Here is a 23,890-nt window from a genome sequence, read left to right as displayed (position 1 = left end):
ACTGTCGTGATGCCAACATCCAAGCCGCGGGGCCAGTACGCCAAGGGAGCGGAACGCCGGGAACAGATCATCAGGACGGCCACGGATGTTTTTGCCACCGAAGGGTTCGAAGGCGCGGCCCTCAAGCACGTGGCCGAGCTCGTGGGGGTCAAGGAAGCAACGCTGTTCCACTATTTCCGCGGGAAGCAGGAACTGCTGACGGCTGTCCTGGCGGAACGGGACCGGCGGGGCATGGAGGCCGCAGGAGGCGAGGCTGGACTGCGGCTCCTCGCGCCGGTGGCTGAACGAAACGTGAAGGAACCGGGCCTCACCACGCTGTACGCCGTCGCTTCAGCCACGGCGAACGACCCCGGGCACGATTCCCACGCCTATTTTCAGGACCGCTACGCCATGCTGGTGTCAGAGCTGGGGGCGGATATCCACCGCCGGCAGGAGGCGGGCGAAGTGCGCAGCGACGTCCCGGCCGAGATGCTGGCGCGGCTCGTCATTGCAGCCTTTGACGGGCTGCAACTGCAATGGCTCTATGACAAAGACGTTGATATGGCCCACGGCCTGACGCAACTTATCGATGTGCTGATGGCGCCGCCTGCAGAGTCCAGCCAGCCCCGCATCAAGACGGCGGATTAAGGCTCGCCGGCGCCGGAGTCGCCAGGCTCCTTTTCATCCTCAGCCTCTTGGTGTTCGCCCTTGTGGCGGGCTTCCTGGAGGTGGTGCTCCAGCTTCTCCTCGGCGTCCCGGCGGCGCTGGCCGACGGTCCTCATCTGCTGGGTGGTGGGTGCTGCGTGCGCATGCTGGTGCGGACCAAGGTCCCGCGGGTTCCCTCGGCTGGTATCGCTCATAAGGGCATCGTCCCACCGCAGACGCCGTTCAGGAAGACCTGCTGCCCTCCTCCTCGGCCGCCACCGAACCATTTCCAACTCAATGCACTCGCAGTGCAGTATGATGCACTTATGGATAAAAGCACATCTGCCCTTGCGGTTGCCATCGGCAGCCGCGTTCGCCAGGAACGGCAGGCCCGGGGATGGACCCTCGACCAGCTCGCGGACGCCGCGGGCGTAAGCCGCCGCATGGTGGTCAACGTGGAGCAAGGCGCCGCCAATCCCAGCGTGGGCACTTTGCTCCGGATCAGTGACGCGCTGGGCATCGGGCTGCCGGCGCTGGTGGATGCCCCGCGCCCCAAGCGCGTGACGGTTACCCGGAGTGGCGACGGGGCCGCCCTGTGGAGTTCCGCTGCCGGTGGCCGCGGCGTGCTGGTGGCCGGAACGGAGTCACCGGATGTGGTGGAGCTGTGGGACTGGACACTGGGCGCCGGAGACAAACATGAAAGCGAAGCCCACGCGCCGGGGACCAAAGAACTGCTTCAGGTCCGTCATGGTTCCCTCACAGTGGTGGTGGCCGGCGAGACCTATGTCCTCGACGCCGGCGACGCCCTGTCCTTCCCTGGCGACGAGGAGCACTCATACGCCAATGCCGCTCCGGAGCCGGTGAACTTCTCCCTGGCAGTCTTCGAGCCCGGCGTGGGCTCGGCTCATCGCAAGGAGACAAATTCCGCACCCCATGACTCCAACGAAGGAAACTGAGATGACCCAGCGAAGCGCCTCATTCAACCTCCCGGTCCCGCCGTGGGGGCTGGCGGTCACGGCGATCCTGTCGGTCCAGCTGGGCTCGGCCCTGTCCGTGAACATGATTGAAGCTGTGGGTCCGGCCGGCACTGCCTGGTTGCGCCTGAGCATGGGCGCGGTCATCCTCCTGGTAATCGGTCGCCCGCCGCTGCGCTCCATCCGCCGTCCGGATGTGCTCCCGCTGCTGGGCCTCGGGGTCACTACCGGTGTGATGACCGTGGGGTTCCTCGCCGCGGTGGAGCACATCCATCTGGGCACCGCCGTCGCGATCGAATTCCTCGGTCCGCTGACGGTGGCTGCGCTTCGCAGCCATAACCGCAAGGCCCTCGCATGGCCCGCGGTGGCACTGGCGGGCGTGGTGCTGCTCACCCAGCCGTGGCAGGGCGACTTCAACCTGGTGGGGGTTGCGTGGGCCGCGCTGGCGGCCGTCGGCTGGGGCTTCTACATCCTGCTGACGCAGCGGATCGGGGACCGGTTCACCGGCATCGGCGCGCTCACGCTCACCGTGCCCATCGCCGCAGTGGCGGCCGCCGTCGTCGGAATTCCCCAGGCCGCCGGGCACCTCAGCCTGGACATCCTGGCCGCTGCGGCCGGACTGGCCCTCCTGCTGCCGGTGCTGCCGTTCGCCCTGGAAATGCTCGCCCTGCGCAGGATGACGCCCACCGCGTTCGGGACGTTGATGGCCCTCGAACCCGCCGTCGGGGTCCTCCTGGGGCTGCTCATCCTGCACCAGCAGCCCTCTGCCGTCCAGGTGGCGGGGATCCTGCTGGTGGTCTTTGCGGGGGCAGCGGCCCAGCGCGGCGGCCGGCGGCCGCGAAAAGAGCAGGAAGCCAGCCCGGCCGACCTCGACTTCGTGGGCTGAACCGGCAAGGTCCAGCTACTACCATCGAGGTATGGAATCCGCGGAACAGGTGCAGCAGCAGGCGCGTTCGCGGCGGATCACCGCGGCGATGGTTGCCGCCCGGGCAGGCGTCTCCACGGCCACCGTCTCGCTGGTCGCCAACGGCAAGACGGCGGGCCGCGTCTCCGAGGACAACATCTCCCGCGTGCAGGACGCCATCACCGAGCTCGGCTATGTGGTGGACGGCATCGGCAGTTCGCTGGCCAAGGGCGTGAGCTCCATCGTGATCCTGGTGGCGCCGGACATCTCCAACCCGTTCTTCGCCAAGGTGATCGCCGGGGTCCGCGAATCCCTGGGCTCCCGGTACCAGCTGCTGCTCTCGGTCACCGAGGCGGGCGAGTTCCCCGCGGCCGACGACGTCCGGCGGCTGATGTCCCTCCGCCCGGCCGGGCTGCTGGTGGACGCCCCCAACGCAGGCTTCCTCGAGGACCTGGCCTCGCCGTCGCCCCTTGTCCTGCTGGACGCCCCCGGGCTGGCGGGGTATGCGCCGTCGGTCAACCTGGACGTGGCCAGCGGGGCGCGGGAACTCGCGGCGCACCTGGCCGAGGCCGGCCACCGGGAAGTGGCATATGTGGACAGCGTCACCGGCACCGAAACCTTCGCCCTGAGGCGGGAAGCCTTCCTGGATGAGGCCGCGGCCCGAGGCATCAGCGTAGGTTCGGGCCGCATCATCAGCACCACTATCGACGTGGGAGCCGCAGCTGCTGCCTTCGCCGACGCCTGGCCCACGTGGCAGCGCGAGGGGGTGACCGCCGTCGTCTGCGGCACTGATACACATGCCTACGGCGTGCTGCAGGAGGCGCGGGTGGCCGGGGTGCGGATTCCGGAGGACCTGGCGGTGGCCGGTTTCGATGACCTCCCCTATTCGGCGACCAGCAACCCCGGCCTCACCAGCGTCCACCTGCCGGCCACTCCCCTGGGCCTGAAAGCCGGGGAGCAGCTGCGGCGCCTCATGGAGGGGAAGCCGCTGGAGCAGAACGAGGTCACCCTGGAGAGTTCACTGGTGGTCCGCGGCTCCACAGCTGCCGCGGAACGCTGAAGGCTCCCGGCCGCCGTCGTACTTTCTATGAGGGTTCCTACGGCATGGCGGGCTGGTCGCCCTCCCTTAGCCAGTCGTTGAAGAACGCGCCGAGCTGCTGGCCCGAGGCTTCCTCCATCACAGCCTGGAAGTCCTCCGTGGTGGCTGAGGAATCGTCGTACCGGGCCAGCCATTCCCGCGCGCCCTCGAAGAATGCGGCATCCCCCACTTTGGCGCGCAAGGCATACAGGGTCGCAGCACCGCGGCGGTACACCTGTTCCACAAACAGGCTGTCCCGCCCGGGGTCCGCGATGTTCAGGGCCCAGAGATTCTTGCTGTCCAGGAGCCCGACGGTGTCCGTAAACTGCTGGGCGACAGTTGCTGTCCCCTGGTGTTCGGCCCACAGCCACTCGATGTAGGTGGCCCAGCCCTCGTTGAGCCAGATGTCCTGCCAGTCCGCCGGGCTCACGGCGTTCCCGAACCACTGGTGGCCCAGTTCGTGGACAACCGTGTTTTCGTCGGCCTTCTGCGAGTAGACCGGCCGCGTCTGCGTTTCCAGCGCATAGTCAACGGTGTCGTCATCCACGATGGCGCCGAAGGCCTCGAACGGATACCGGCCAAAGAGGTCCTCCAGGAAGGCGATCATCTGCGGCTGCAGCATGATGGCAGCTTTGGTCTGCGAGAGCGCCTCCCCTGTCACGTCGGCGTCGATGGCGTTGATGATGGGGAGCCCCCGCGGGCCTTTGTCGTAGGACAGCGTGAAGTTGCCGACGCTTGCGGTCGAAAGGTAGCTGGCCATGGGATCCGATGCTTCCCAGCTCCACGTGGTCCATCCGTTGGAGGTCTCCGGCCGGCTGTCGGGCAGGCCGTTGGCGACGGCCGCTTTCCCTTCCGGAACCGTGATGCGGAATGTATAGGTGGCCTTGTCCTCAGGATCGTCGTTGACGGGGTACCAGGTGGGGGCGCCATCGGGCTCGCTGACAACCATCGCGCCGTCGGCTGTGGTGACCCACCCGTAGAGCGCCCCGGTGGTATCGGTGGGACGCCCGGTGCTGCCGCCGTACTCGATCTCAATCGTTGTTTCCTCGCCTGCCTTCAGCTTGGCCCTTGGGTTGATGGTCAGGTCCCACAGGCGGTTGGCATCATCCTGCGTTTGGGTCCAACCGGTTTCTGCTTTGGAATTCCCCTGATTTGCTTCCCTGCCGTCGACCCTGACCGCGCTGACCGCGAGTCCGCGCAGGTCGAAGTTGAGGGCATCCAGGTCCTCGGTGGCGCGGAGGGTGATGGTTGCCTCCGCGGTCAGCTTCCCCACGAGCACGGCGGGGTCCGACGGCGGCGCGTAGCGGAGGTCGAGGTCATAGTGCAGGACGTCGTACCCGCCGTTGCCGGCGTTGGGAAAGTAGGGATCACCGCTTCCTGGGGCGCCCGGCGCAGAACGTTCCGGCGGGCTCTGCTGCGCGGCCTGGGCGGTGGTGCTGATGCCGGCCACGCTGGCGGTCACGAGCATCACTGCCACGGCTGTGCGCCGGTAATTCGATATCAAATTGGTCATGGTTGTGGTCCTGGGCTGGGCAGAAGCCGGGCGGTGTCCAGCCCGGATCTGCAGGGGAAATCAGTGGTGTGCCTTCTCGGCGACCAGACCAATACCCGCGGCTGCGCGCGCCGCTCCCCCGGCAGTTGGGAAGAACTTAGGCCTCCCGCCTGGACATGTCAACGCTTGGCGCGGATCATCTTTGCGGGGTGCGCCGCGTGCGCCGGGTTCTGTCAGTGCCCCGCCGTAAGCTGGGATTATGCCAAGTAACTGGGAGAGCCTGGACGCGGACCTGCGCGAGTCCGTGCAGCGGAACGTGGAGATCTACAAGCGCGTCCGGCCTGCCCTGAAGCTGGTCACGCGGGATGTCCTGCTGCTGATGCGGGACATGCTCAAGGACAGCGAGGTCACCCCGCTGTTCGTCACCGGGCGCACCAAAACCGTGGAATCCTTCAAGGAGAAGATTTCCCGGATTGAGGAGCCGCTGGAACCGGGCGGCCCGCCGGTCCTGAAGTTTCCGGACCCTTTCCGGACCCTGAACGATATGGTGGGCATCCGGGTCATCACCAAGCTGCCGGCCGAGAATGCCGCGGTGGCAAACATCATCAAGCGCCAGCGCCAGCTGTTCGACTGCCGCGGGGACCGGGAGAAGGACATCGGCTCCATCGAGTCGGGCACGTATGGGTATTCGAGCCGGCACCTGATCCTGCGGACCATCCAGAATGAGGCCGTGAAGGAGTACCAGCAGGTCTTCAACCCGGACGCCCAGCCCAACGGCAGCTACTTTTTCGAGTGCCAGATCCGCACCATCTTCGCGCACGCGTGGAGCGAGATCGAGCATGATATCCGGTTCAAGGCCGAGGACCCCCGTGCCTGGACCCCGCACTTTGACCGGCAGTTCACCGCCACCGCCGCGATGCTGGAGACGGTGGAAACGGCTTTTGCTGATTTGCATGAACGCTACGAGGAAGTGCGCAGCTTCTGGGACGTGGACGGCGAGGGCGCCGCGCCGCTGACGCCCAACCGGATCCGGGATGTGTGGCGCACCCTGCTGCCGCACGTGGACCGGAAGGTGGACGACGATTGGGGCTGGGCCGCCGAGCTGCTAGCCGCGCACGGCCTCAACCAGACCATGCAGCTTGCTGGACTACTGAGCGCCAACCGGATCACCGAGGTGCGCAAGGCCCTGGACCACCGCTACTCCCCCGGCCCGGACCGGCTGCTCGATGACCTGCTGCTCTGGCAGTACGGCACCAAGCACATCGACCTCACGGCCGAAGCACCTGACGCCGTCCCGCATCCCCGGCGCGACAGTCTCCTTCGGCGGCTCAAACAGATCGAACGGTACCGGCTGACCAAGAAGTAGAGGGGCGCGGCTCAGCGCTTGTCGCGGTTGCCGAATTCCTCGTCCAGTTCGTAGTGGCGGAATTCGGTTTCCCGGTCCGGTTCGCCGTCCACCACCACTTCGTGGTCAAGCTGGCGTTGGACCTGGCTGTCAAGTACTTGCAGCTCCTGGTCGGTCACCTGATCCAAATCCGCGGGGAACGCCTCTTGCGGAGTCAGGTGCAGCTTTTCGTTCATTGGGTCCGCCGCTTTCATTCCGGGTGTGGTTGGTTCAGTGTAGCGGTGCGGGGGTGAAGGGCTGCCCCCTTTATCCTCCGGACTAAGTGTCAGCCGCTTCACCTGTCAGTCGTGGTGCTTCGACGCTGCCAATCCCACATGGCGTTCAAGCAGTTCCCGCAATTCACCGCGCGGGTCAGCCTCGATCCGCGGCTGTCCGTCCAGGACCATCGTGCCGCGCCCGAGCCAGTAATCCGGCCATACCGGAAGGCCGGGAGCTTCCAGCTGGCCGGTCCGGGCGAAGCCGGTCCAGGCAGTGCTCATCATGTCGCTCAGGCCCTGCGGCGCCGTGCCGCGGGTGAGGAACTCCGCCTCGGGCGAGGCCAACTGCCGGAACACAAACGGGATGTCCAGGGCGTGGCAGGCGCCGAGCTTGCCGCCCATTGCCGGGCTACGCCAGGTGAAGAGATAGGAGTAGTTGTTCCCGGCGGAGCCGTGCCGGGCATCCAGCAGCCGGTTGCTGGGCTGCCGGTAGACGACGTCGGAAATGGCGGCTTCCAGCAGCTGCTTTCCGGTTGGTTCGGTGCCTAAAGCCGACGCGAGCGCCCGGGAATACTCCGCCTCGCGGCCCGGAGCACCATCGTCGGCCAGCACCGCTGCAGCGCGTTCCGCGTGTGGGGGCTCCGACGCGTTTTTCGGCCGCATCTCCACGGCGAAGGAGCCCTCGTTCAGGTTCGTCCCGATCAACAGATCGACCTCGGAATTCAACCCGCTCCGCACCGCCTCCAGCGGCGGCTCCGGAAGCGACGGCGTCCCCACCGTCGGCTGGAACGGCAGCGGGACGGCGAACGTTTCCGCGCCAAAGCGCTGCACCAGCTTCTCCTGGGCCTCGAGCAGCCGCTCCACCGGCAGCGTCAACACGTCCCGCGCGTCATCCAGCCCGCACAGCGACAGGAAGTCCCGGCTGATCGCGGAAGAATCCTGAGCACTCCGGTACCTTTCAGCGGTGCCGCTTTGCATGATTGCCCGCCGGAACAGCCCCTGCGAAGCAGGCATTCCCAGCAGGGTCCCCACCGCCGCAGCACCCGCCGACTCACCAAACAGGGTCACGTTGTCCGGGTCGCCCCCGAACGCCGCGATGTTCCGCCTCACCCACCGCAACGCCTCCAACACATCCAGCAGCGCAACGTTCGACGAGTCCGCGTACTCAGGCCCCAACAGCTCGGCCAGGTGCAGGAAGCCCAACGCACCCAGCCGGTAATTAATGGTCACAACCACGGCGCCCGTTGCACCCGCCAAAGAGCCGCCGTCGTACATTGCGTCACTGCCCGAGCCGGAGACATACGCGCCGCCGTGCACCCACACCATCACCGGCAGCCCTGAACCGCCCACCTCAGGGGCCCAGATGTTCAGGTTCAGGCAACCAGGTTCACTCCAGGTGCGGGGCTTGCGCCCGGGAGGAGCCGGAATCTCCGGGTTCTGCGGCGCCGCAGGCCCCGGCACCGTGCCGTCAAGGACCCCGGTCCAGCCGGCAGCAGGGACCGGCGGAAGGAATCGTCGCGCACCGGCCGGAGAACCGGCGTAGGGAATCCCGAGGAAACCGCCGACCTCCCGCTCATCAAGGACGGAAGCAGCACCGCGGACAGTTCCTTCGGCGACGGTGACTGTGGGAGAAACGCTCATGCGTGAAAGGACTCCTGCGTAGGGGTAACTGCCAGCATCGCAGCTCCCAGAGGAGGAGCACACTGGCCTTTCATCCATTGAAATTCCAGCTCCTGCCGCGCGCAAGCACACGCAATGATGGAGGTCACATCCCGGCGCAGCCGGACGACTGGAAAGAAGGAACCATGTCCCTCAGCGTGGAGGAAATGAACCAGCAGCTGCCGGTGGCCAACACCCTGCCCGGCGAAGCTGTCCCCTACTACATGGCGTCGGGCGAAGGCGCACGCTACGAGATCAACGGCCAGCTGGTCACCGTTATCGCCCGCGCTGCGGACACCGGCGGCATCTTCAGTGCCGCCTACATCTCCGGCGGCATGGGTGCCGAATCGCCGTTCGTCAGCCATAAGGTGGAACACAAGACCCTCTACGTCTTCGACGGCATCCTGCACGTCTGGCTCCCCGGCGAAAGCCGCATCCTTACCCCCGGCGACTCCGTGGTGATCCCGCCCAACACGCCCCACGCCTACCGCATGGCCAGCCACTACACCCGCTTCCTCAACTGGATGACGCCGGGCGGCGCCGAGGCCTACTACGAGCGCGTCGGCACCCCCATCGACTCCCACGTCCCGCCCGTCCGCGCCGGCCGCACGGCCACCCTCCAGGAGCAGGCTGAGGTTGGCGCCGAGTTCGGGATCACCTTCCCCGAGGTTGAGCGCGTGGAGCCTTCCTTCAAGCACGACGCCGGCCTGCCGCCCACGCTGAGCCCCTACTTCCTCAGTGCGCATGAGGGTGAGCGGCTGGTCAGCTACCAGACCATGTTCACGTACCTGTCCCGGCCCGCCAACACCGGCTCCAACTATTTCGCGGTGCACACCAAGGGCGCCAAGACCCCGTACATCCCGCTGCACTTCCACGAGCAGCACACGGAGAACTTCCTGGTCACCGAGGGCCGCATGTGGCTCTACGCCAACGGCCGGGAAATGCTCCTGACCAAGGGTGACTTCGTCCACGCCCCGGCCGGCACCATCCACTCCTTCGCCCTGGACTCGCACAACACCCAGATGCTGGGCTTCCTTACGCCGTCGGTCTTCAACGGCTTCTTTGAGTACTTCAACAAGCCCACCGAGGACTACATGTACACCGAGGGCGGCGAGCCCTACATGGATATGGAAGGCTTCGGCCGAGCCCAGGCCGAGATGGACCTCACCGTGGTGGGTCCGCCGCCGCAGCGCCGCACCGCCCTGGAAATCTCGTAGCCCTCCAGGCAAGCAAATGGCCCGGGCTTCCGAAAGGAAGTCCGGGCCATTTTCTTTGTAGCGTCCAGTCGCCAGCGTCGAGCTTAGCTGCCCGCGAGCGCCTGCCCGACCAGTGCGCGGCCGTAGTCGTTGCCGTTGGGGGTGCGGACCACGGTGTGCATGTGGAACGGGGCGGGCTCGTCGTTGCTGAGGAACACCCCGGTGTGGTGGTCGAGTTCCAGGACCACCACCGGGCTCTGCAGCCGGAAGTAGAAGGCCTCTTCGCCTTCCCAGCCGCCGATCCAGCTGAAGTATGTCTCGTTATACCGCTCCTGGATTTCCCTGCGCCGGGCAGCCCGCGGGCCGTCCGGCAGGTACGCGATGAAGTCCTCCACCACGGCGTCCAGGATGGCCCTGGCTTCCGCCGGCATGTCCGATACCTGGATGCCCTCGTACGGGATCACCCGGTTGTCCTGGAAGCAGCCGCCCAGGTGCCGCTCATCCCCGGGATGGAGGCGGCCCTCGGGCATCGCCGGATCCACCATGGACTCATACACGGTGGCAGCGGCCCGCAACGGGGCAGGCAGCGCCGCCATCAGCCCGCGCGCCAGGGCGATGCGCTCCTTGAATACCACCACCCCCTGGTAAGGCCCGGCGTCGATGACATCAGGCTCCGCACCCATAAACACCGGCGAGATCACCAGCTGGGTCCCCCCCACCAGGCAGTTCAGCGCCGCGTGGTGGCCGAACAGTTGCCATCCCCACGGCTCCGTCTCGGACGGTTCCCCGTACAGCGCGAAGTTGTAGCTGAACTCGTTCATCAGCAGCGGCAGCTCCACCAGCTCACCGAGGAAGCCGTTGATCCGCATGAGGTTGCGGACCAGCTCAAAACCGGCCGGACTCAGCGATGCTTCCACCACGGCGAACACGGCGTCACGCACGGGCGCGTCCAGTTCGTCGAGGCGAAGGCCGGTGTCGTGCTGCATAAACTCGGGGTTCGCCCAGCTCTGCCATTCGGGCGCGTCCACGGCGTAGCTCAGCCGGGATGCCTGCTCGGGCGTCACGGCGTCCAGGAGCTTCCGTGCCGCAGCCGCCATCTCCGGGGTGGGCGCCTCCTCCCCTGCGCGCGCGGGGGCCAGCGGAAACAGCCCGGGGCGGAGGACGCCGTCGTTCGTGATGCCGATGAACGGCTGCGGATACAGCTTCTTCCAGCCCTCGATCATGGGCCCCGCGAACGAGTCCCTGGTGGCCGCCTCGGCATACCCGCGCGCGTCCAGGCCGCGGATCTCCGCCACGCGGGGGTGGTCGGGGGCAAAAAGATAATCACGGAACGACGACGCGGACACGGGCCTCCCCTTCCTGTTCGGTGTGCTGGTTCTGGTCCAGGTCTTCTGCCGGATGCCGGCCGGCCGCCACGGCCAGGGCCGCCGCTGCCGCCTCCACCGAACTCCCCCGCCACGCCACGTGCTGGTCCGGGCGGACCAGGACGGCGTCGGCTCCCCAGAGTTCGGAGGGTGGGGTCCGGTCGTCGAAACGTCCGACGGCGGCAATCGCCACCGGGATGCCCGTGCGTTTCCCGGCGTCCACCACGGCGGCAAAGACGTCCCCGGCCGTCCTGCCGGCGAGCGCATCGGCGTCCACGAGCAGGGTGAAGTCCTGGCCCAGCAGGCTGTACACGGAGGTGGAGTCATCCAGCCAGGCGTGCGGCAGCAGGGCTCCCGGGCTGGATGAGGGAACGTACACGATGGGGTCTTCCACCGGGGCCGGCGACCCGTCCGGGACCACTACCGGCGAGTCCCCGTAGGCGTAGCCGAGGACCAGGCCCAGGGAGTCGAACTCGCTCTGCTTCACGGCCAGGGCTTCGTGCGCCGCTTCCCGGGCTGCCGCGCCGGCCGGGCCATCTGCCAGGAGCGCTGGATCGGCAAAGTGGTAGGCGAGCGCCTTGCCGTTGGCCGCGGCGTCGCTGATGGTGCGGGCTGCCACGGGGCGGCGTTCCGCCTCGTAACTGTCCAGCAGGTCTTTGCCCGCCCAGCCCGTGACCACGGCAGCCAGCTTCCAGGCCAGGTTGGCGGCATCGCCCACGCAGGTGTTGAAGCCGTGCCCGCCCCAGGGCGGGTTGAGGTGCGCGGCGTCGCCCATCAGGAACACTCCCCCGCGGCGGTACTCCGGGGCCAGCAGCATGCGGGCCGTCCAGGGATCGGTGGCCAGGACCTCGATGTCGACGTCGGCGCCCACCAGGGAGCGGACCATCCCGCCGGCCTTGGCGGTATCCACCGTCTCCTCCGGGTTGACGCCCTGGATGATGGCCCACCAGGTTCCGTCCAGGTCCATGGGCCCCACCATGCCCGAGGTATCCGCGCCGACCACCCAGTACTGCACGGCCGGGTCCAGGTGCACGGCTGAGGCCAGCCCCTCGGACCGGAACAGGATACTGATGTTGGACAGGGCAGCGGAACCGCCTTCAAGCCGGATACCGAGGCTCCGGCGCACGGCGGAGGTGGCGCCGTCGGCACCGATGACGTACTCGGCAGCGATGGTGCGCTGAGTACCGGAAGCGTCGGAGACCACGGCGGTGTAGCCGGCATCGGCATCATTGACGGACTGAACGCTCCATCCGGTCACCATTGTCACCAGCGGTGAGTCGGCAACGGCGGCACGCAGCACTTCTTCCAGGACGGGCTGCGGGACCTGCTGGCCGCACTCCGGCTGCGGGCCGTAGCGGCCGGGCACCAGCTGGAAGGCGTTCCGGAACCGGCGCAGTTCATGTGCGCCGGGACCGGTGAGTCCGGTGCAGAAGATGACGTCCTGGGAGTAGCCCACGGGTAGCGGGGAAGCCGCCCTGAGGGCGTCCGCGAGGCCCAGCCTGCGCAGGTGCGTCATGGTGCGGGCGTTGGTGGTTTTGGCGCGCGGGCGGGCGTGGTCCACGGTACCGCGCGGCTCAACCACCAGGCTCGGGATGCCGCGGGAGGCGAGGTCCAGGGCCAGGAACAGGCCGCTGGGTCCCCCGCCGGAGATCAGGATCTGCGCATCCGCGGGGATGTGTTCCGGGGAGGCGAAACGGTGGGTGACCATCAGGCACGGCTCCGCAGGGAGACTTCGCCCACCGGCGTGGTCAGCGTGCCGAGCTTCTCAATTTCCACCTCGACGGTGTCGCCGGGCTGCAGCAGCCACTGCGGAGTCCGGGCGTAACCCACGCCTTCAGGCGTGCCGGTGGCGATGACGTCTCCCGGGTGGAGCGTCAGGGTCTGGCTGATCAGCGAGATGATGGCCGGGACGGAGAAGATCATGTCCCGGGTGTTGCCGTTCTGAACCTCGGCCCCGTTCACCCGGGTGCGGACCTGCAGGCCATCCCTGAGGTCGCCCACCTCGTCCCGGCTGACCAGGGGTCCAAGGGGGCCGGTGAAGTCGCCGTTTTTGCCCAGCGTCCACTGCGTGGTGAGCTTCTGGGCGCGGCGGGCGGTGAGGTCGTTGAAGGTGGAATAGCCGAAGACGGATTCCGCAGCCTCGGCCTCATCCGCGGATTCCACGCGGCGGCCGATGTAGGCGGCCACTTCGCCTTCCCAGTCCAGCCCGTCCTCCCCGTGCGGCACGGGAACGGGGACGTTGCCCAAGGAGAGCGACGCCGTCCAGCGCCCGAACAGCGTCGGATAGGGCGGCAGGTCCTGGTCCTTGTAGCTGCCCTCGGCAGCGTGGGCCTTGTAGTTCAGCCCCACGCAGATCACGCGGGCGGAGGCGGGGACGAGCGGCACTTCGGTGACGCTGCCGCGCTCCAGCGAGGTGCCGGCGTCGGCCGTTAACGTGGCTGCCTTGTCCTGCCAGCCGGCGGGGTCCGACCAGAATTCGGTGATGGGCGCGAGCGGGACGAGGTGGGAATCCGCGAGGGCCGCGGCCCAGGATTCGCCTTGATGAGTGATGCCAACAAACTGCATGGGAGGGCCTTTCAGGTCTTGCCCGGCGCTGGGTGCCCGGGATGTCTTAGGTCAGGGCTTGGATGCCTGCCGGCGGAAAAAATCCAGGGTGGCGTCGGCGGCCTCCGCCGCGGCGGCAGGGTCCTGCCCCGGCAGTTGCCACATGTGGTCGGCGCCTTCAATCAGCAAAAGTTCGACGTCGGCACCCGCGGCTTCCAGAGCCGCGGCCAGGGTGGCGGACTGTGCCGGCGGGACGAACCGGTCCGCGGTGCCGTGCGCCAGGAAGAACGGCGGGGCGTGGTTGCCCGCGTAGGTGATGGGGCTTGCGGCCGCGGCCTTGTCCGGGGCGTCGGCCGGCTGGGCACCCAGGAGGAGCGCCTCGCGCGAGCCCGGATCATCGGCGCTGGCGACCGCGTCCGGGAGGCGTTGTGCGCCCATGTGGAGGAGGTCCGTGGGCGGGTACCAGGCGGCGACGGCGGCAACTGTATCGCTGATGCCGGCATCATCACCCGGGTATTCCGCTGACCCGGCGGTCAGTCCCACCAGGCTGGCCAGGTGCCCGCCGGCGGAATCACCCCACGCGTAGATCCTGTCCGGGTCCACGTTGTACGCGGCGGCGTTCGTACGGAGCCAACGGACAGCGGCTTTGGCGTCCAGCAGCTGGGCCGGGAAATGGGCCACGGAACTCAGCCGGTAATCGGCGGAGGCCACTACAAAGCCGCCGTCCACCAGCCGCTCGATAGGGCTCAGGTCCAGCGCGTCCACCTGGGGACCGAGGGAGGAGCGGCCACCTGTGCGCCACCCGCCGCCGTGGAAGTGGATGATTGCCGGCAAGGGGCCGGACTGCTCCGGACTTGCGGGGAGGTAGAGGTCAAGCAGCAGCGGCGCTGACCCCTCTGGGTGGGCGAACTCAATGCCCTTCAGAACCCGCCCTGCCGTCATCGTTGACTCCATGTCTTACCGCGCCGTTTCGTTCATGCGCCGGGCCACCGGTGTGGACCGCGTCACTACTCAACTTTCGCGTACGGGGAGTCTGCTCCGCGTGGCTGCTTTCACTGAATGAAACAGCTTCGGGAGCTCCTGCTGGTCAGCCCTTGGTGTCCCCCAGCGGACGGCGGGCCAGCCAGGCGGCCACGATGGCGCCGGAGATGTTGTGCCACAGCGAGAACACGGCCGACGGCAGTGCAGCCAGGGGGCTGAAGTGCGTGGTGGCCAGCGTGGCTGCGAGTCCGGAGTTCTGCATGCCGACTTCGAAGGCCAGGGCGCGGCGGGCCTTGCTGTCGAGGCGGCCGATCTTGCCGGCGAGGTAGCCCAGCCCCAGTCCGAAGCCGTTGTGCAGCACCACGGCAAGGAACACGATGGCGCCTGCGGCCACGATCTTGCCGGCGCTGCCGGCCACCACAATGGCAACGATCAGGGAGATCACGACGGCGGAGGCCCAGGGCAGTGCGGGCAGCACCTTGGCCACAAGCTTCTTGAGGAACAGCCGGGCGAGGAGGCCGGCGACCACCGGAAGGAGGACTGTCTTGGCGATGTCCAGAACCATGCCTGCGGCGTCGATCTGAAGGTAGGAGCCGGCCAGGAACAGGACCAGCAGGGGCGTGACAATCGGGGCGATGAGGGTCGAAACGGAGGCAACTGCCACGGACAGTGCGACGTCGCCCTTGGCCAGGAAGGCCATCACGTTGGAGGCGGTGCCGGAGGGAGCGCAGCCCACCAGGATCAGGCCCACGGCCAGTTCCGGTTCCAGGTTCAGGGCGACCGCGATCAGCCAGCCGGCTCCTGGCATGATCACGTAGTGCGCCACGATGCCCAGTGCTACTGCCCACGGGCGCTTGGCGACGGCGGCGAAGTCGGGCGGGGTCAGCGTGAGGCCCATGCAGAACATGATGATCCCCAGCAGGTAGGGCACGCTGGGCGCCATGGGCTTGAAGACATCGGGTGCCAGGAAGCCCACGATGCCCGCGGCAACCACCAGCAGCGGAAACACCGTCACCGCGACGCGGGCGATCCTGCTTTCGGCGGCCAGGGCCGGGTTCAGGGGCGCTTCTGCGGTGGTGTTCTGGGATTTGGTTGCCTCAAGCATCCAACCATGCTGTCACCAGGCGGTAGTCAAGTGCCAGTTCGTGACCCCGCCCGGTAACACCCGCTGCTCTACAGGTTCACCAGTCGTGGACCGTTCCGTCGATGAGGCGGTTGTAGGGCAGGTAGGCCTGCTGGTACGGGTAGGCCGCGGCGGCTTCTTCGTTGAATTCGACGCCGATGCCTGGCTTGTCGCCCGGGTGCAGGTAGCCATCCACAAACGTCATGGACTGTTCGAAGACCTCGTTGGTCTTGTCCGAGTGCTGCATGTATTCCTGGATCCCGTAGTTATGGATCGCCAGGCCCACATGCAGCTGCGCGGCGAAGCCCACCGGGGAAATGTCCGTGGGGCCGTGGAAGCCGGACTTGATCTGGTACTGCGCGGCAAAGTCCATCACCTTCTTCAACGGGCTGATCCCGCCAAAGTGGGTGGACGCGGCCCGGACGTAGTCGATCAGCTGTTCCTTGATCAGGGTCTGGTAGTCCCACACCGTGTTGAAGATTTCCCCGATCGCCAGCGGGGTGGTGGTGTGCTGCCGGACCAGGCGCAGGCCCTCCTGGTTCTCGGCCGGGGTGCAGTCCTCCAGCCAGAACAGGTCATACGGCTCCAGCGCCTTGCCAAGCTTGGCGGCCTGGATCGGGGTCATCCGGTGGTGCCCGTCATGCAGCAAAGGGATTTCCGGGCCGAACTCGTTCCGCACCGCTTCAAACACGGTCGGCAGATGGCGCAGGTAGGCCCGGGTGTCCCAGTCCTCCTCCACCGGGAACGCGCCCCGGCCGGCCGGTTCGTAGTCATACCGCTCCCCCGACGCCTGCGCCTGCGCCGCCACCCCGTACACGGCCTTGATCCCCGGCACGGCGGTCTGGATCCGGATCGACTTGTACCCAAGCTCCAGGTGCTCCCGGACCGAATCAAACAGCGACGGCAGGTCCGCGCCCGAGGCGTGGCCGTACGCGCGCAGCCCGTTCCGGGACGCGCCGCCCAGCAGCTGGTACACCGGCATGCCCGCCATCTTGCCCTTGATGTCCCACAACGCCATGTCCACCGCGGCGATCGCGGCCATGGTCACCGGCCCGCGGCGCCAGTACGAGGACCTGTACAGGAACTGCCAGGTGTCCTCGATCCGGTGCGGGTCCTTCCCGATCAACAGCTGCGCCACATGCTCCTTCAAGTACGCGGCAACAGCAAGCTCACGCCCGTTCAACGTGGCATCACCAATACCGGTCACACCATCCTCAGTGGTGATCCGAAGCGTCACGAAATTCCGGGAGGGACTGGTCACAAAGACGTCGGCAGCAATGATTTTCACAGCAGGTCCAGGCTTTCTTGATCGGAATGGGTCAGGAGTCGGTGGTCAGCGTTGTGTGGTTCCGCTGGGGGCGGTTCCGAGCAGGGCCAGTTCTGTCCGGCTGGGGAGGCCCTCCCAATCACCGGCAGTGCTCACGGCGAAAGCACCCATCAGTGCGCCCCGCTGGAGCCGGCCGGCCACGTCCTCGCCGTCGAGCAAGGCGGACAGGTATCCGGCTGTGAAAGCATCGCCGGCGCCCACCGTGTCGATGCTGGTGACAGGGACTGCCGGGGCTTCCCAGCGGCCGTCCCGGGTGTGCACGCAGGCGCCCGCGGCGCCTCGTTTGACCACAACTTCACGCACCCCTAGCCCAAGGAGTTGGGCAGCCATCGCCGATTCAAGCGTTTCAGGCTCCCCGGCGCCAGGCGGCGCGGCGGCCACCAGGTCGAGTTCGTCGTCGGAAGCAATCAGAATGGTGGCGTGCCGGATCAGCGGGGTGAGAACCTCCCGCGCATCATCCCGGGACCAGAGCTTGCTGCGGTAGTTGACGTCGAGGGACACCACCAGCCCGTCAGCAGCGGCTCGTTCGGCGGCGTACTCGACGGCTTTGCGCGACTCAGGACTGAGCGCGGCCGTGATGCCGGTCAAGTGGAGGATGCGGGCCCCGGGCTGCAGTGCACGGTCCACGTCCTCGGGGCTGAGCGTTGATCCGGCTGAACCTGAGCGGTAGTAAAAGGCGCGGGTGACGTCGGCGGTGCGCTGTTCGAGGAACATCACTCCGGTCCGCCGGGCAGCGTCCTCGCGCTGCTGCAGCTGTACCCCCTCGGAACGGAGCTGGCGGAGGATGAACTCGCCGTGCGGATCAGCACCCACCACGCCCGCCCAGCTGACGGTATGTCCCAGCCGGGCGACACCCACGGCTACGTTCGATTCGGCTCCGGCAACGTGCATGGTGAGGGCACCGCCGGCGGACAGCGGTCCGGCCGAGCGCAGCGAGACCATGGACTCACCGAAAGTCAGCAGGTCCACCGGAGGGAGTCCGACGCCGGCTGTCACAGTTGGCTCTCCGTGGCCCCGCTCCTGAACTCCGCAGCCAGGGCAACAAAGCGGCGTGCGCGCTCCCGCATTGCTGCGAGGTCGCCGCCGGATGCTGAATCACCGAAAAGCGGGCCGCCGAGCCCGACGGCGATGGCACCGGCAGCCCAATATCCCGCCGCCTCATCGAGCCCCACGCCGCCCACGGCAATGAACGGAATGTCCGGGAACGGATCGCGCACTGCCTTGAGAAAGCCGGGTCCCCCTATGGAGGCGGGGAAGAGCTTCACCGCCGTGGCACCGCGGTTCATCGCTTCGAAGGACTCGCTCGGGGTCAGGGCACCGGCCAACACGGGGATGCCTCTGCCCGCCGCTTCTTCGATGGACGGTGCGAGTGACGGCGTGACGATGAACTGGCCGCCCGCGCCCGCCACGTTGTCCACATCCTGTTTCGTCAGCACTGTTCCCGCGCCCACGAAGCACCCGGCAGGAGCGGCAGACCGCACCGCGATGATGGCGTCGAGGGCCCCCGGGGTGGTCAGGGCGATTTCAACGAACTCGAAGCCCTCCTCCATTGCGGCAAGGGCCGCCCTGCCCGCAGCCGCGCCGTCATTTCCCCGCACGATCGCCAGCAGCCGGGTCCGGCGCACTCCGGCCAGCAAGTCCTCCGGGTTCAGGGTGTTCTCCATTCAGGGCTTCTCCTTCATAGGGGTGCTCATCTCAGTGCCTGTGCTGCGAGCCGTCACCACTCGGCAAATGCCCCGTCTGGCTGGCGCCATACCGGCCCACGCCAGGCGTGCCCCCGCTTGTCCGCGGCACGAACCACGGCCTCATCGATTTCAATGCCCAGGCCGGGGCCGGTAAGCCGCTCGATGTGCCCGTCCACAAACTTCAGCGGCGACTTGTCCACCACGTAGTCCAGAACCTCTGCGCCTTGGTTGTAGTGGATGCCGATGCTTTGTTCCTGGATCAGGAAGTTGGGGGTAGCGAAGCCCACCTGGAGGCAGGCGGCCAGTGCCAGGGGGCCCAGCGGGCAGTGCGGCGCGAGCTGGACCTCATAGATTTCGGCCAATGAAGCGATCTTGCGGACCTCGGTGATGCCGCCGGCATGGGAAAGATCCGGCTGGGCCACGGCGATGCCGGCCTGCAGTGCAGGCAGGAATTCCTGCCTGCTGTAGAGCCGTTCTCCGCTGGAGACGGGCGTAGTGGTCGAGGATGTGAACTCACGCAGCAGGTGGGTGTTCTCCGGAACCACGGGTTCTTCAAGGAAGAACGGCCGGTAGGGTTCGAGCAACGGTGCCACGCGGCGTGCGTTTGCAAGGCTGAAGCGGCCGTGGAAGTCCACCGCGACGTCCCGGTGCTCACCCAAAACCTCACGGGCGGCCGCCACCCGGCGGACGACGCCGTCGAGCTCCGCCACCGAGGCGATGGGGCTCATCCGGCCGCTGGCATTCATCTTGACCGCGGTCAGCCCCACCTCCAGCTGCGCGCTGATCTGGTCGGCCACTTCGTTCGGTTCGTCTCCGCCCACCCAGCCGTACATCCGGATCCGGTCCCGGACGTGTCCGCCGAGGAGCTGGTGCACCGGGGTGTTGAAGTGTTTGCCGGCGATGTCCCACAAGGCCTGGTCCAGGCCGGACACGGCACTGGCCAGGATCGGCCCGCCCCGGTAGAAGGAGCCCTTGGTCATGACCTGCCAGTGGTCCTCGATCCGGAGCGCGTCATGGCCGAGCAGGAGTTCGGAGAGTTGCTCGACGGCGGTGCGGACAGTTTCGCTGCGGCCCTCGCAGGTCGCTTCGCCCCAGCCGACGATTCCGCTGTCCGTCTCGATCCGGACGAACAGCCAGCGCGGCGGGACGAGGAATGTTTCAATCCTGCTGATGAGTGTCATCTGATGCCTAGCCCTTGGTGGCACCGGCTGTGAGGCCGGAGACGATGTACTTCTGGGTGAAGAGCGCGATGATCATGATGGGAATAGTCACCACTGTGGCTGCCGCCATGAGCCCGCCCCAATCGATGCTCGCGTAGGAAACGAAGTCGAAGATGGCTACGGGCAACGTCTTGGTGCTGGAGCCGGAAAGCACCAGGGCAAACATGAAGTTGTTCCACGAAAAGATGAATGACAGGATTCCGGCGGTCGCGATTCCGGAGACGGCGAGCGGCAAGGTGATGAGGCGGAACGCACCGATCGGGGTGAGCCCGTCCACCTGGGCCGACTCTTCCAGCTCGAGCGGCAGCGAATCGAAATAGCTCATCATGATGTAGACGATCAGTGGCAGCGCCACGAACATGTGGCTGAGGATCAGGACCTCGAACTTGCCCACCATCCGCAGGTTGGAGAACACGTAGTACCAAGGCACCAGCAGGGAAACGCCCGGGATGACACGCGCCATCAGGACCACCAGGGCCGAGCGGTGCATGGTGAACCGGCTCATCGCATAAGCCGCGGGGACGCCAAGCACGATGGACAGCACGGTGGAAACGAATGCCACCCAGAAGCTGTTGAAGATGAAGATGAAGTAGTTGTTCCGCTGGAGCACGTTCGCGTAGTTCTCGCCCGTGGGCGAGAAGAACAAGGCCTTGCCGGTGTCGTAGATGTCCACGTTGGTCTTGAAGGAGGCCAGGAGCATCCAGAACAACGGGGCGATCAGGAACAGCACCACGACGATGAGGGCCACCACGCGGAAGACCTTGTAGAGGCGTGTGGGAAGGGGCTTCCGACGGCGGCGGATCACCTGGGTGGCCGCGGCGGAGGTTTGGTTGGGGGTTGCGACGGTCATTTGCTTACCGCTTTCTTGCGCATGGTCAGCAGCCACATGGAGCCGATGATGATCATGAAGAACAGGATCAGCACCGCCGAGGACAATCCGTACTGGTTGTAGTCGAAGCTCAGCCCGTACGCGTAGACGTTCAGGGTCTCCACCTCGTGGAAGGACCCGCCGCCCTTGCCCTTGGTGGCGTACAGGATGTCGAAGGTCTTCAGGGCATCGATGCCGCGCAGCAGGATGGCGACAATAACGGTGGGCATCATCAGCGGCAGGGTGATGAGGAAGAAGCGCTGGAAGGAGTTGGCGCCGTCCACCCGGGCGGCTTCGTCAGGCTCGTCGGAGAGTGAGGTCAGGCCGGCAAGAAGGATCAGCACCACCATGGGCGTCCACTGCCACACGTCCATAAAAATGGTGGTTCCGAGCGCGGTGTCCTGGCCCGAGAGCCAGGGCTGCGGCGGGATGCCCACCATACCCAGCAGCTGGTTGGCGAAGCCGATATTCGGATCGAAGATCAGGCGCCACATCATGCCCACGGCAACCGGGGTGGCCACCAGCGGCAGCAGGATGGCAACCCGGACCCATTTCTCGCCGCGGAACGGCCGCCAGAGGAGGAGGGCGATGCACATGCCGAGCACTACCTCGCAGACGAGTGCGACGCCCGTGAACGTCAGGGTGCGGCCCACCGCCGGCCAGAAGCGCTCCGTGTCCGTCAGGACTGTGAGGTAGTTTTCCAGCCCTATGAAGTCCGTTTTGGCGCGGACCGAACCCTGCGAGTCCGTGAGGCTCAGGTACAGGGTCCATGCCAGCGGGAAGACAATCAGGACACCGACAAAGATCATGGCAGGGGCTGCAAACAGCCACTTACGGTGCCGGTTCGCCCAGGCGGAGAAGCTTCCGCCCATGCTCGGAGGGCGGCCGGCGCTTCGTGCCGGGGCATTGCCGGGGGCGTTCATTACAGACATGGTTCACCTAAGAGTTGGGGTGAGGTAAGAGCGGGTCCCGGCGGGACGGCACCTTCGGGTGCCGTCCCGCCGGGCTCTGATGCGCCCACGGTGAGGGGAGCGCGCGTCGAGCTGCTACTTCTTTTCGCTGTCCAGAAATTCCTGGAAGGCCTTCTGCGCCGAATCAGCTGCAGCGGCAGCGTCCGCACCGGTGATGCTGGCAACGATCGGCTCGCCCACAATTTCCCGGGCCTTGCCCACCGTCACAACCTCGGGCCGGTCGTGGCCAACACCGTTCTTGGCGCTGACAGCGATGGCATCGGCGAGGTCCTTCGGGTAGGTGGAGGTTCCTTCAGGGTTGGACCAGACGGAGGACCGGGGTCCGGGGACGCCGGCCTTCTGAGCCGCCAGAGTGCGCTCCTTGCTGGTGGCCCACTGGATGAACTTCCACGCGTTGTCCTGGTTGCTGGACGCTTCGTTGACGGCCAGGCCCCATGACGGGATGTTGTACGGCTTGGAGCCGGCCGGACCGGCTGGCAGGGGCGCAAACCCGACAGTGTCCGCCACCTTGGACTTGGTGGGATCAGTAGCGTTCTTGTAGAGCGAGTCAGCCTCGGTATAGAAAGCTGCCTTCCCCTGGGTGAAGATCGCCATGGCCTCTGGCCAGCTCATATCAGTGCTGACGTTGGCGGGGCCATAATTGTGGATCAGTCCGCCGTAGAAGGAATAAGCCTTCTTGGCGGCATCGGAATTGATGGCGGCTTTCCCGCTGGAATCAATGAAGTCACCGCCGAAGCTGTACAGGAAGCTGGAGAATTGGGTGACGGCGGTGGATTTGCCGGTGCGGGCCACGAAGCCGGCGACGTCAGGGTTGGAGGCCTTGATGGCCTTCGAGGCAGCTTCAAGCTCTTCCATGGTCTTGGGAACCTGCAAGCCTGCTGCCTGCAGCAGGTCCTTGCGGTAGTAGAGGACTTCGCGCTCCGTGATGATCGGGACGCCTACAACCTTGCCGTCAATAGTGGTGGCTTTGACCGGACCTTCCTGGTAGTCCTTCCAGTCCCAGCCGGAATCCGAGGAAACCCTATCGGTCAGGTCCGCAAGGTAGCCGTTCTTGGCAAACGCCTTGCCCTCCTGGAGAGGGCGGAACATCATCACGTCGATCTCATCGCTGCCCGCATTGAGCTTGACGTTGTACTGGTCCGAGAGCTGGTCCTCGCCGAGCTGGGTCAGTTCCACCTTGAGGCCGCTGGCCTGTTCAAATTCCGGAATGGCAGCCTTGATGCCTTCGGTCCAGACATGGTTGGCCAACGTAACGCGTACGGTTCCCGATTCCTTGGCATCATCACTGCCGCCACCACCGCTGCAGGCGGTCAGCCCGAGCGAAAGCGCTGCGGCGACTGCCGCGTACTTCATTACTGCACGTCGCTTCATTACGACTCCCTTGTTCCATGGACTGGCAGGCTCTCCAGTCCGGGCGCAGGCGCATCTTTACGTCTGCTCTGGAAGCGAGCATAGGCTTATAAGTCAGACTTAGACAACCCCTTTTTCCGCAGCAGTATGATTTAGGAATGAAAATTCCGAAGGTGTCCTCCCCTACGGACCGGCATGCAACGTTGGTGGAAAGTCTCGGACTCGCGATCGCTGACGGACGCCTGGCCGCACACTCCCTCCTGCGCCTGGATGAGCTTGAAGTTCAGCAAAGCGTGTCCCGTTCGGTAGTCCGGGAGGCGGCACGGGTGCTGTCCTCAAAAGGCATGCTCGAATCCCGGCGGCGCTTTGGCACAGTGGTGCAGCCCGAGGAGGCATGGAACCTTTATGACCCGGAGGTGATCCGGTGGCGGCTTGCTTCGTCCCGAAGGCTGGAACAGCTTCAGTCGCTGAACGAACTCCGCGGTGCGATCGAACCGCAGGCGGCCCGCCTCGCCGCCGGACGCGTGGGCTGGGATGCAGCCAGCGAACTTGTTTCTTTGGCCGCCCGGCTCTGGGCCGCGGGCCAGCGCGGGGACCAGGAAGAGTTCCTTCGCCTGGATGTGCAGTTCCATGCGGCCGTACTTAAAGCTTCGGGCAATGCAATGTTTTCCCAGCTCCAGAACCTCGTGGCCGAGGTCCTCACAGGGCGTACCGAGCATGGGTTGACACCGCACCTTCCCCACCACGAGGCGTTGCAACTGCACGTGGACGTAGCCAGCGCCATCCAACGCGGCGACGCCGCGGCAGCTCATACTGCCATGAGCAGAATCGTGGAGCAGTCCACCCAGGAGATGAGCCAGATCTGGTCAAGCAGCCATGATGCCGGCAGCGCCGAGCCTGCCGCGTCGGGCCAGACCGTGAATTAAAC

At 66.4% G+C, this 23,890-nt stretch carries 23 protein-coding genes; 7 read left to right on the top strand and 16 right to left on the bottom strand.

The features are described from left to right. The first annotated feature begins 9 nt into the window (after positions 1-9). A complete protein-coding gene (locus AC3A4Z_RS18780; protein ID WP_498713254.1) occupies positions 10-627 on the top strand; it encodes a TetR/AcrR family transcriptional regulator in 618 nt (205 codons plus the stop codon). Here AC3A4Z_RS18780 and AC3A4Z_RS18775 read toward each other — a convergent pair. Beyond that, positions 624-839: a hypothetical protein gene (locus AC3A4Z_RS18775; RefSeq protein WP_498713252.1), complete on the bottom strand. Its 216-nt coding sequence runs from the start codon at positions 837-839 to the stop codon at positions 624-626. The two genes, AC3A4Z_RS18780 and AC3A4Z_RS18775, sit on opposite strands and share 4 nt — an antisense overlap. A gap of 111 nt (positions 840-950) precedes the next feature. Between AC3A4Z_RS18775 and AC3A4Z_RS18770 the strand changes: the two genes are divergently transcribed. Genes AC3A4Z_RS18770 through AC3A4Z_RS18760 form a run of 3 tightly spaced genes read left to right on the top strand, consistent with a single transcriptional unit; the run spans position 951 to position 3,562 of the window. Then, the gene (locus tag AC3A4Z_RS18770; protein ID WP_498713250.1) at positions 951-1,580 is read left to right on the top strand and encodes a helix-turn-helix domain-containing protein; all 630 of its coding nucleotides are present in this window, start codon (positions 951-953) and stop codon (positions 1,578-1,580) included. A gap of 1 nt (position 1,581) precedes the next feature. Next, on the top strand, positions 1,582-2,484 hold the full coding sequence (locus tag AC3A4Z_RS18765) for an EamA family transporter (RefSeq protein ID WP_498713247.1): 903 nt from the start codon (positions 1,582-1,584) through the stop codon (positions 2,482-2,484). A gap of 31 nt (positions 2,485-2,515) precedes the next feature. Next, entirely contained in the window at positions 2,516-3,562 is a 1,047-nt protein-coding gene (locus tag AC3A4Z_RS18760; protein ID WP_498713245.1) for a LacI family DNA-binding transcriptional regulator, read from the top strand. Between the two features lie 37 nt (positions 3,563-3,599). Here AC3A4Z_RS18760 and AC3A4Z_RS18755 read toward each other — a convergent pair whose 3' ends face one another. Beyond that, positions 3,600-5,093, bottom strand: coding sequence for a M1 family metallopeptidase (locus tag AC3A4Z_RS18755; protein ID WP_498713243.1), 1,494 nt, complete (start codon positions 5,091-5,093; stop codon positions 3,600-3,602). 238 nt (positions 5,094-5,331) lie between these two features. On the opposite strand from AC3A4Z_RS18755, the gene AC3A4Z_RS18750 reads away from it, so the two are divergent. Next, complete coding sequence (locus tag AC3A4Z_RS18750; RefSeq protein WP_498713241.1) at positions 5,332-6,438, top strand: GTP pyrophosphokinase; 1,107 nt, start codon at positions 5,332-5,334, stop codon at positions 6,436-6,438. An 11-nt stretch (positions 6,439-6,449) separates the two neighbouring features. Here AC3A4Z_RS18750 and AC3A4Z_RS18745 read toward each other — a convergent pair whose 3' ends face one another. Beyond that, positions 6,450-6,653 (bottom strand): hypothetical protein, encoded by a 204-nt coding sequence (locus AC3A4Z_RS18745; protein ID WP_498713239.1) that lies wholly within the window; start codon positions 6,651-6,653, stop codon positions 6,450-6,452. A gap of 105 nt (positions 6,654-6,758) precedes the next feature. After that, positions 6,759-8,315: a carboxylesterase/lipase family protein gene (locus AC3A4Z_RS18740; protein WP_498713237.1), complete on the bottom strand. Its 1,557-nt coding sequence runs from the start codon at positions 8,313-8,315 to the stop codon at positions 6,759-6,761. Between the two features lie 164 nt (positions 8,316-8,479). Here AC3A4Z_RS18740 and AC3A4Z_RS18735 point away from each other — a divergent pair, with 164 nt between their 5' ends. After that, positions 8,480-9,550 carry a quercetin 2,3-dioxygenase gene (locus AC3A4Z_RS18735; RefSeq protein ID WP_498713235.1) on the top strand — a complete coding sequence of 357 codons (1,071 nt, stop codon included), beginning with the start codon at positions 8,480-8,482 and terminating at the stop codon, positions 9,548-9,550. 83 nt (positions 9,551-9,633) lie between these two features. Here AC3A4Z_RS18735 and AC3A4Z_RS18730 read toward each other — a convergent pair whose 3' ends face one another. The 12 genes from AC3A4Z_RS18730 to AC3A4Z_RS18675 all read right to left on the bottom strand — a co-directional run bounded on the left by AC3A4Z_RS18730 (position 9,634) and on the right by AC3A4Z_RS18675 (position 22,983). Further along, entirely contained in the window at positions 9,634-10,875 is a 1,242-nt protein-coding gene (locus AC3A4Z_RS18730) for a DUF3500 domain-containing protein (protein ID WP_498713233.1), read from the bottom strand. After that, complete coding sequence (locus tag AC3A4Z_RS18725) at positions 10,853-12,601, bottom strand: FAD-dependent monooxygenase (RefSeq protein WP_498713231.1); 1,749 nt, start codon at positions 12,599-12,601, stop codon at positions 10,853-10,855. Before AC3A4Z_RS18725 ends, AC3A4Z_RS18730 begins: the two co-directional genes overlap by 23 nt. After that, positions 12,601-13,458: a fumarylacetoacetate hydrolase family protein gene (locus tag AC3A4Z_RS18720; RefSeq protein ID WP_498713229.1), complete on the bottom strand. Its 858-nt coding sequence runs from the start codon at positions 13,456-13,458 to the stop codon at positions 12,601-12,603. Before AC3A4Z_RS18720 ends, AC3A4Z_RS18725 begins: the two co-directional genes overlap by 1 nt. Positions 13,459-13,509: 51 nt before the next feature. Beyond that, a complete protein-coding gene (locus AC3A4Z_RS18715) occupies positions 13,510-14,379 on the bottom strand; it encodes an alpha/beta hydrolase fold domain-containing protein (RefSeq protein WP_498713227.1) in 870 nt (289 codons plus the stop codon). A 145-nt stretch (positions 14,380-14,524) separates the two neighbouring features. Beyond that, on the bottom strand, positions 14,525-15,523 hold the full coding sequence (locus tag AC3A4Z_RS18710; protein WP_498713225.1) for a bile acid:sodium symporter family protein: 999 nt from the start codon (positions 15,521-15,523) through the stop codon (positions 14,525-14,527). A 76-nt stretch (positions 15,524-15,599) separates the two neighbouring features. Further along, positions 15,600-16,829: a D-mannonate dehydratase ManD gene (manD, locus tag AC3A4Z_RS18705; RefSeq protein ID WP_498713223.1), complete on the bottom strand. Its 1,230-nt coding sequence runs from the start codon at positions 16,827-16,829 to the stop codon at positions 15,600-15,602. Positions 16,830-16,874: 45 nt separating this feature from the next. Further along, positions 16,875-17,864: a sugar kinase gene (locus AC3A4Z_RS18700; protein ID WP_498713221.1), complete on the bottom strand. Its 990-nt coding sequence runs from the start codon at positions 17,862-17,864 to the stop codon at positions 16,875-16,877. Then, a complete protein-coding gene (locus tag AC3A4Z_RS18695; RefSeq protein WP_498713219.1) occupies positions 17,861-18,532 on the bottom strand; it encodes a bifunctional 4-hydroxy-2-oxoglutarate aldolase/2-dehydro-3-deoxy-phosphogluconate aldolase in 672 nt (223 codons plus the stop codon). The genes AC3A4Z_RS18700 and AC3A4Z_RS18695 overlap by 4 nt, the downstream gene beginning before the upstream one ends. 53 nt (positions 18,533-18,585) lie before the next feature. Continuing rightward, positions 18,586-19,734, bottom strand: coding sequence for a galactonate dehydratase (dgoD, locus tag AC3A4Z_RS18690; RefSeq protein ID WP_493971006.1), 1,149 nt, complete (start codon positions 19,732-19,734; stop codon positions 18,586-18,588). A 7-nt stretch (positions 19,735-19,741) separates the two neighbouring features. Further along, positions 19,742-20,623, bottom strand: a complete 882-nt coding sequence (locus AC3A4Z_RS18685; RefSeq protein WP_498713217.1) for a carbohydrate ABC transporter permease — start codon at positions 20,621-20,623, stop codon at positions 19,742-19,744. Next, entirely contained in the window at positions 20,620-21,573 is a 954-nt protein-coding gene (locus tag AC3A4Z_RS18680; protein ID WP_493971004.1) for an ABC transporter permease subunit, read from the bottom strand. Before AC3A4Z_RS18680 ends, AC3A4Z_RS18685 begins: the two co-directional genes overlap by 4 nt. Positions 21,574-21,687: 114 nt before the next feature. Next, on the bottom strand, positions 21,688-22,983 hold the full coding sequence (locus AC3A4Z_RS18675) for an ABC transporter substrate-binding protein (RefSeq protein WP_498713215.1): 1,296 nt from the start codon (positions 22,981-22,983) through the stop codon (positions 21,688-21,690). A gap of 137 nt (positions 22,984-23,120) precedes the next feature. Between AC3A4Z_RS18675 and AC3A4Z_RS18670 the strand changes: the two genes are divergently transcribed. Beyond that, positions 23,121-23,888 carry a FadR/GntR family transcriptional regulator gene (locus AC3A4Z_RS18670; RefSeq protein ID WP_498713213.1) on the top strand — a complete coding sequence of 256 codons (768 nt, stop codon included), beginning with the start codon at positions 23,121-23,123 and terminating at the stop codon, positions 23,886-23,888. Positions 23,889-23,890: the final 2 nt, after the last annotated feature.

Source organism: Arthrobacter sp. Soil_C_49 (assembly GCF_057656635.1).
Note: the sequence above shows the minus strand (reverse complement) of the source record. Positions and strands in the feature narration are given on the sequence as shown.

Coding starts and splice junctions, on each gene's coding strand:
- AC3A4Z_RS18765 (WP_498713247.1), top strand. CDS start 1,582: ATGACCCAGCGAAGCGCCTCATTCAACCTCCCGGTCCCGCCGTGGGGG.
- AC3A4Z_RS18750 (WP_498713241.1), top strand. CDS start 5,332: ATGCCAAGTAACTGGGAGAGCCTGGACGCGGACCTGCGCGAGTCCGTG.
- AC3A4Z_RS18715 (WP_498713227.1), bottom strand. CDS start 14,379: ATGACGGCAGGGCGGGTTCTGAAGGGCATTGAGTTCGCCCACCCAGAG.
- AC3A4Z_RS18770 (WP_498713250.1), top strand. CDS start 951: ATGGATAAAAGCACATCTGCCCTTGCGGTTGCCATCGGCAGCCGCGTT.
- AC3A4Z_RS18780 (WP_498713254.1), top strand. CDS start 10: ATGCCAACATCCAAGCCGCGGGGCCAGTACGCCAAGGGAGCGGAACGC.
- AC3A4Z_RS18675 (WP_498713215.1), bottom strand. CDS start 22,983: ATGAAGCGACGTGCAGTAATGAAGTACGCGGCAGTCGCCGCAGCGCTT.
- AC3A4Z_RS18695 (WP_498713219.1), bottom strand. CDS start 18,532: ATGGAGAACACCCTGAACCCGGAGGACTTGCTGGCCGGAGTGCGCCGG.
- AC3A4Z_RS18685 (WP_498713217.1), bottom strand. CDS start 20,623: ATGACCGTCGCAACCCCCAACCAAACCTCCGCCGCGGCCACCCAGGTG.
- AC3A4Z_RS18710 (WP_498713225.1), bottom strand. CDS start 15,523: ATGCTTGAGGCAACCAAATCCCAGAACACCACCGCAGAAGCGCCCCTG.
- dgoD (WP_493971006.1), bottom strand. CDS start 19,734: ATGACACTCATCAGCAGGATTGAAACATTCCTCGTCCCGCCGCGCTGG.
- AC3A4Z_RS18775 (WP_498713252.1), bottom strand. CDS start 839: ATGAGCGATACCAGCCGAGGGAACCCGCGGGACCTTGGTCCGCACCAG.
- AC3A4Z_RS18670 (WP_498713213.1), top strand. CDS start 23,121: ATGAAAATTCCGAAGGTGTCCTCCCCTACGGACCGGCATGCAACGTTG.
- AC3A4Z_RS18735 (WP_498713235.1), top strand. CDS start 8,480: ATGTCCCTCAGCGTGGAGGAAATGAACCAGCAGCTGCCGGTGGCCAAC.
- AC3A4Z_RS18740 (WP_498713237.1), bottom strand. CDS start 8,315: ATGAGCGTTTCTCCCACAGTCACCGTCGCCGAAGGAACTGTCCGCGGT.
- AC3A4Z_RS18720 (WP_498713229.1), bottom strand. CDS start 13,458: ATGCAGTTTGTTGGCATCACTCATCAAGGCGAATCCTGGGCCGCGGCC.
- AC3A4Z_RS18755 (WP_498713243.1), bottom strand. CDS start 5,093: ATGACCAATTTGATATCGAATTACCGGCGCACAGCCGTGGCAGTGATG.
- AC3A4Z_RS18745 (WP_498713239.1), bottom strand. CDS start 6,653: ATGAACGAAAAGCTGCACCTGACTCCGCAAGAGGCGTTCCCCGCGGAT.
- AC3A4Z_RS18725 (WP_498713231.1), bottom strand. CDS start 12,601: ATGGTCACCCACCGTTTCGCCTCCCCGGAACACATCCCCGCGGATGCG.
- AC3A4Z_RS18760 (WP_498713245.1), top strand. CDS start 2,516: ATGGAATCCGCGGAACAGGTGCAGCAGCAGGCGCGTTCGCGGCGGATC.
- AC3A4Z_RS18680 (WP_493971004.1), bottom strand. CDS start 21,573: ATGTCTGTAATGAACGCCCCCGGCAATGCCCCGGCACGAAGCGCCGGC.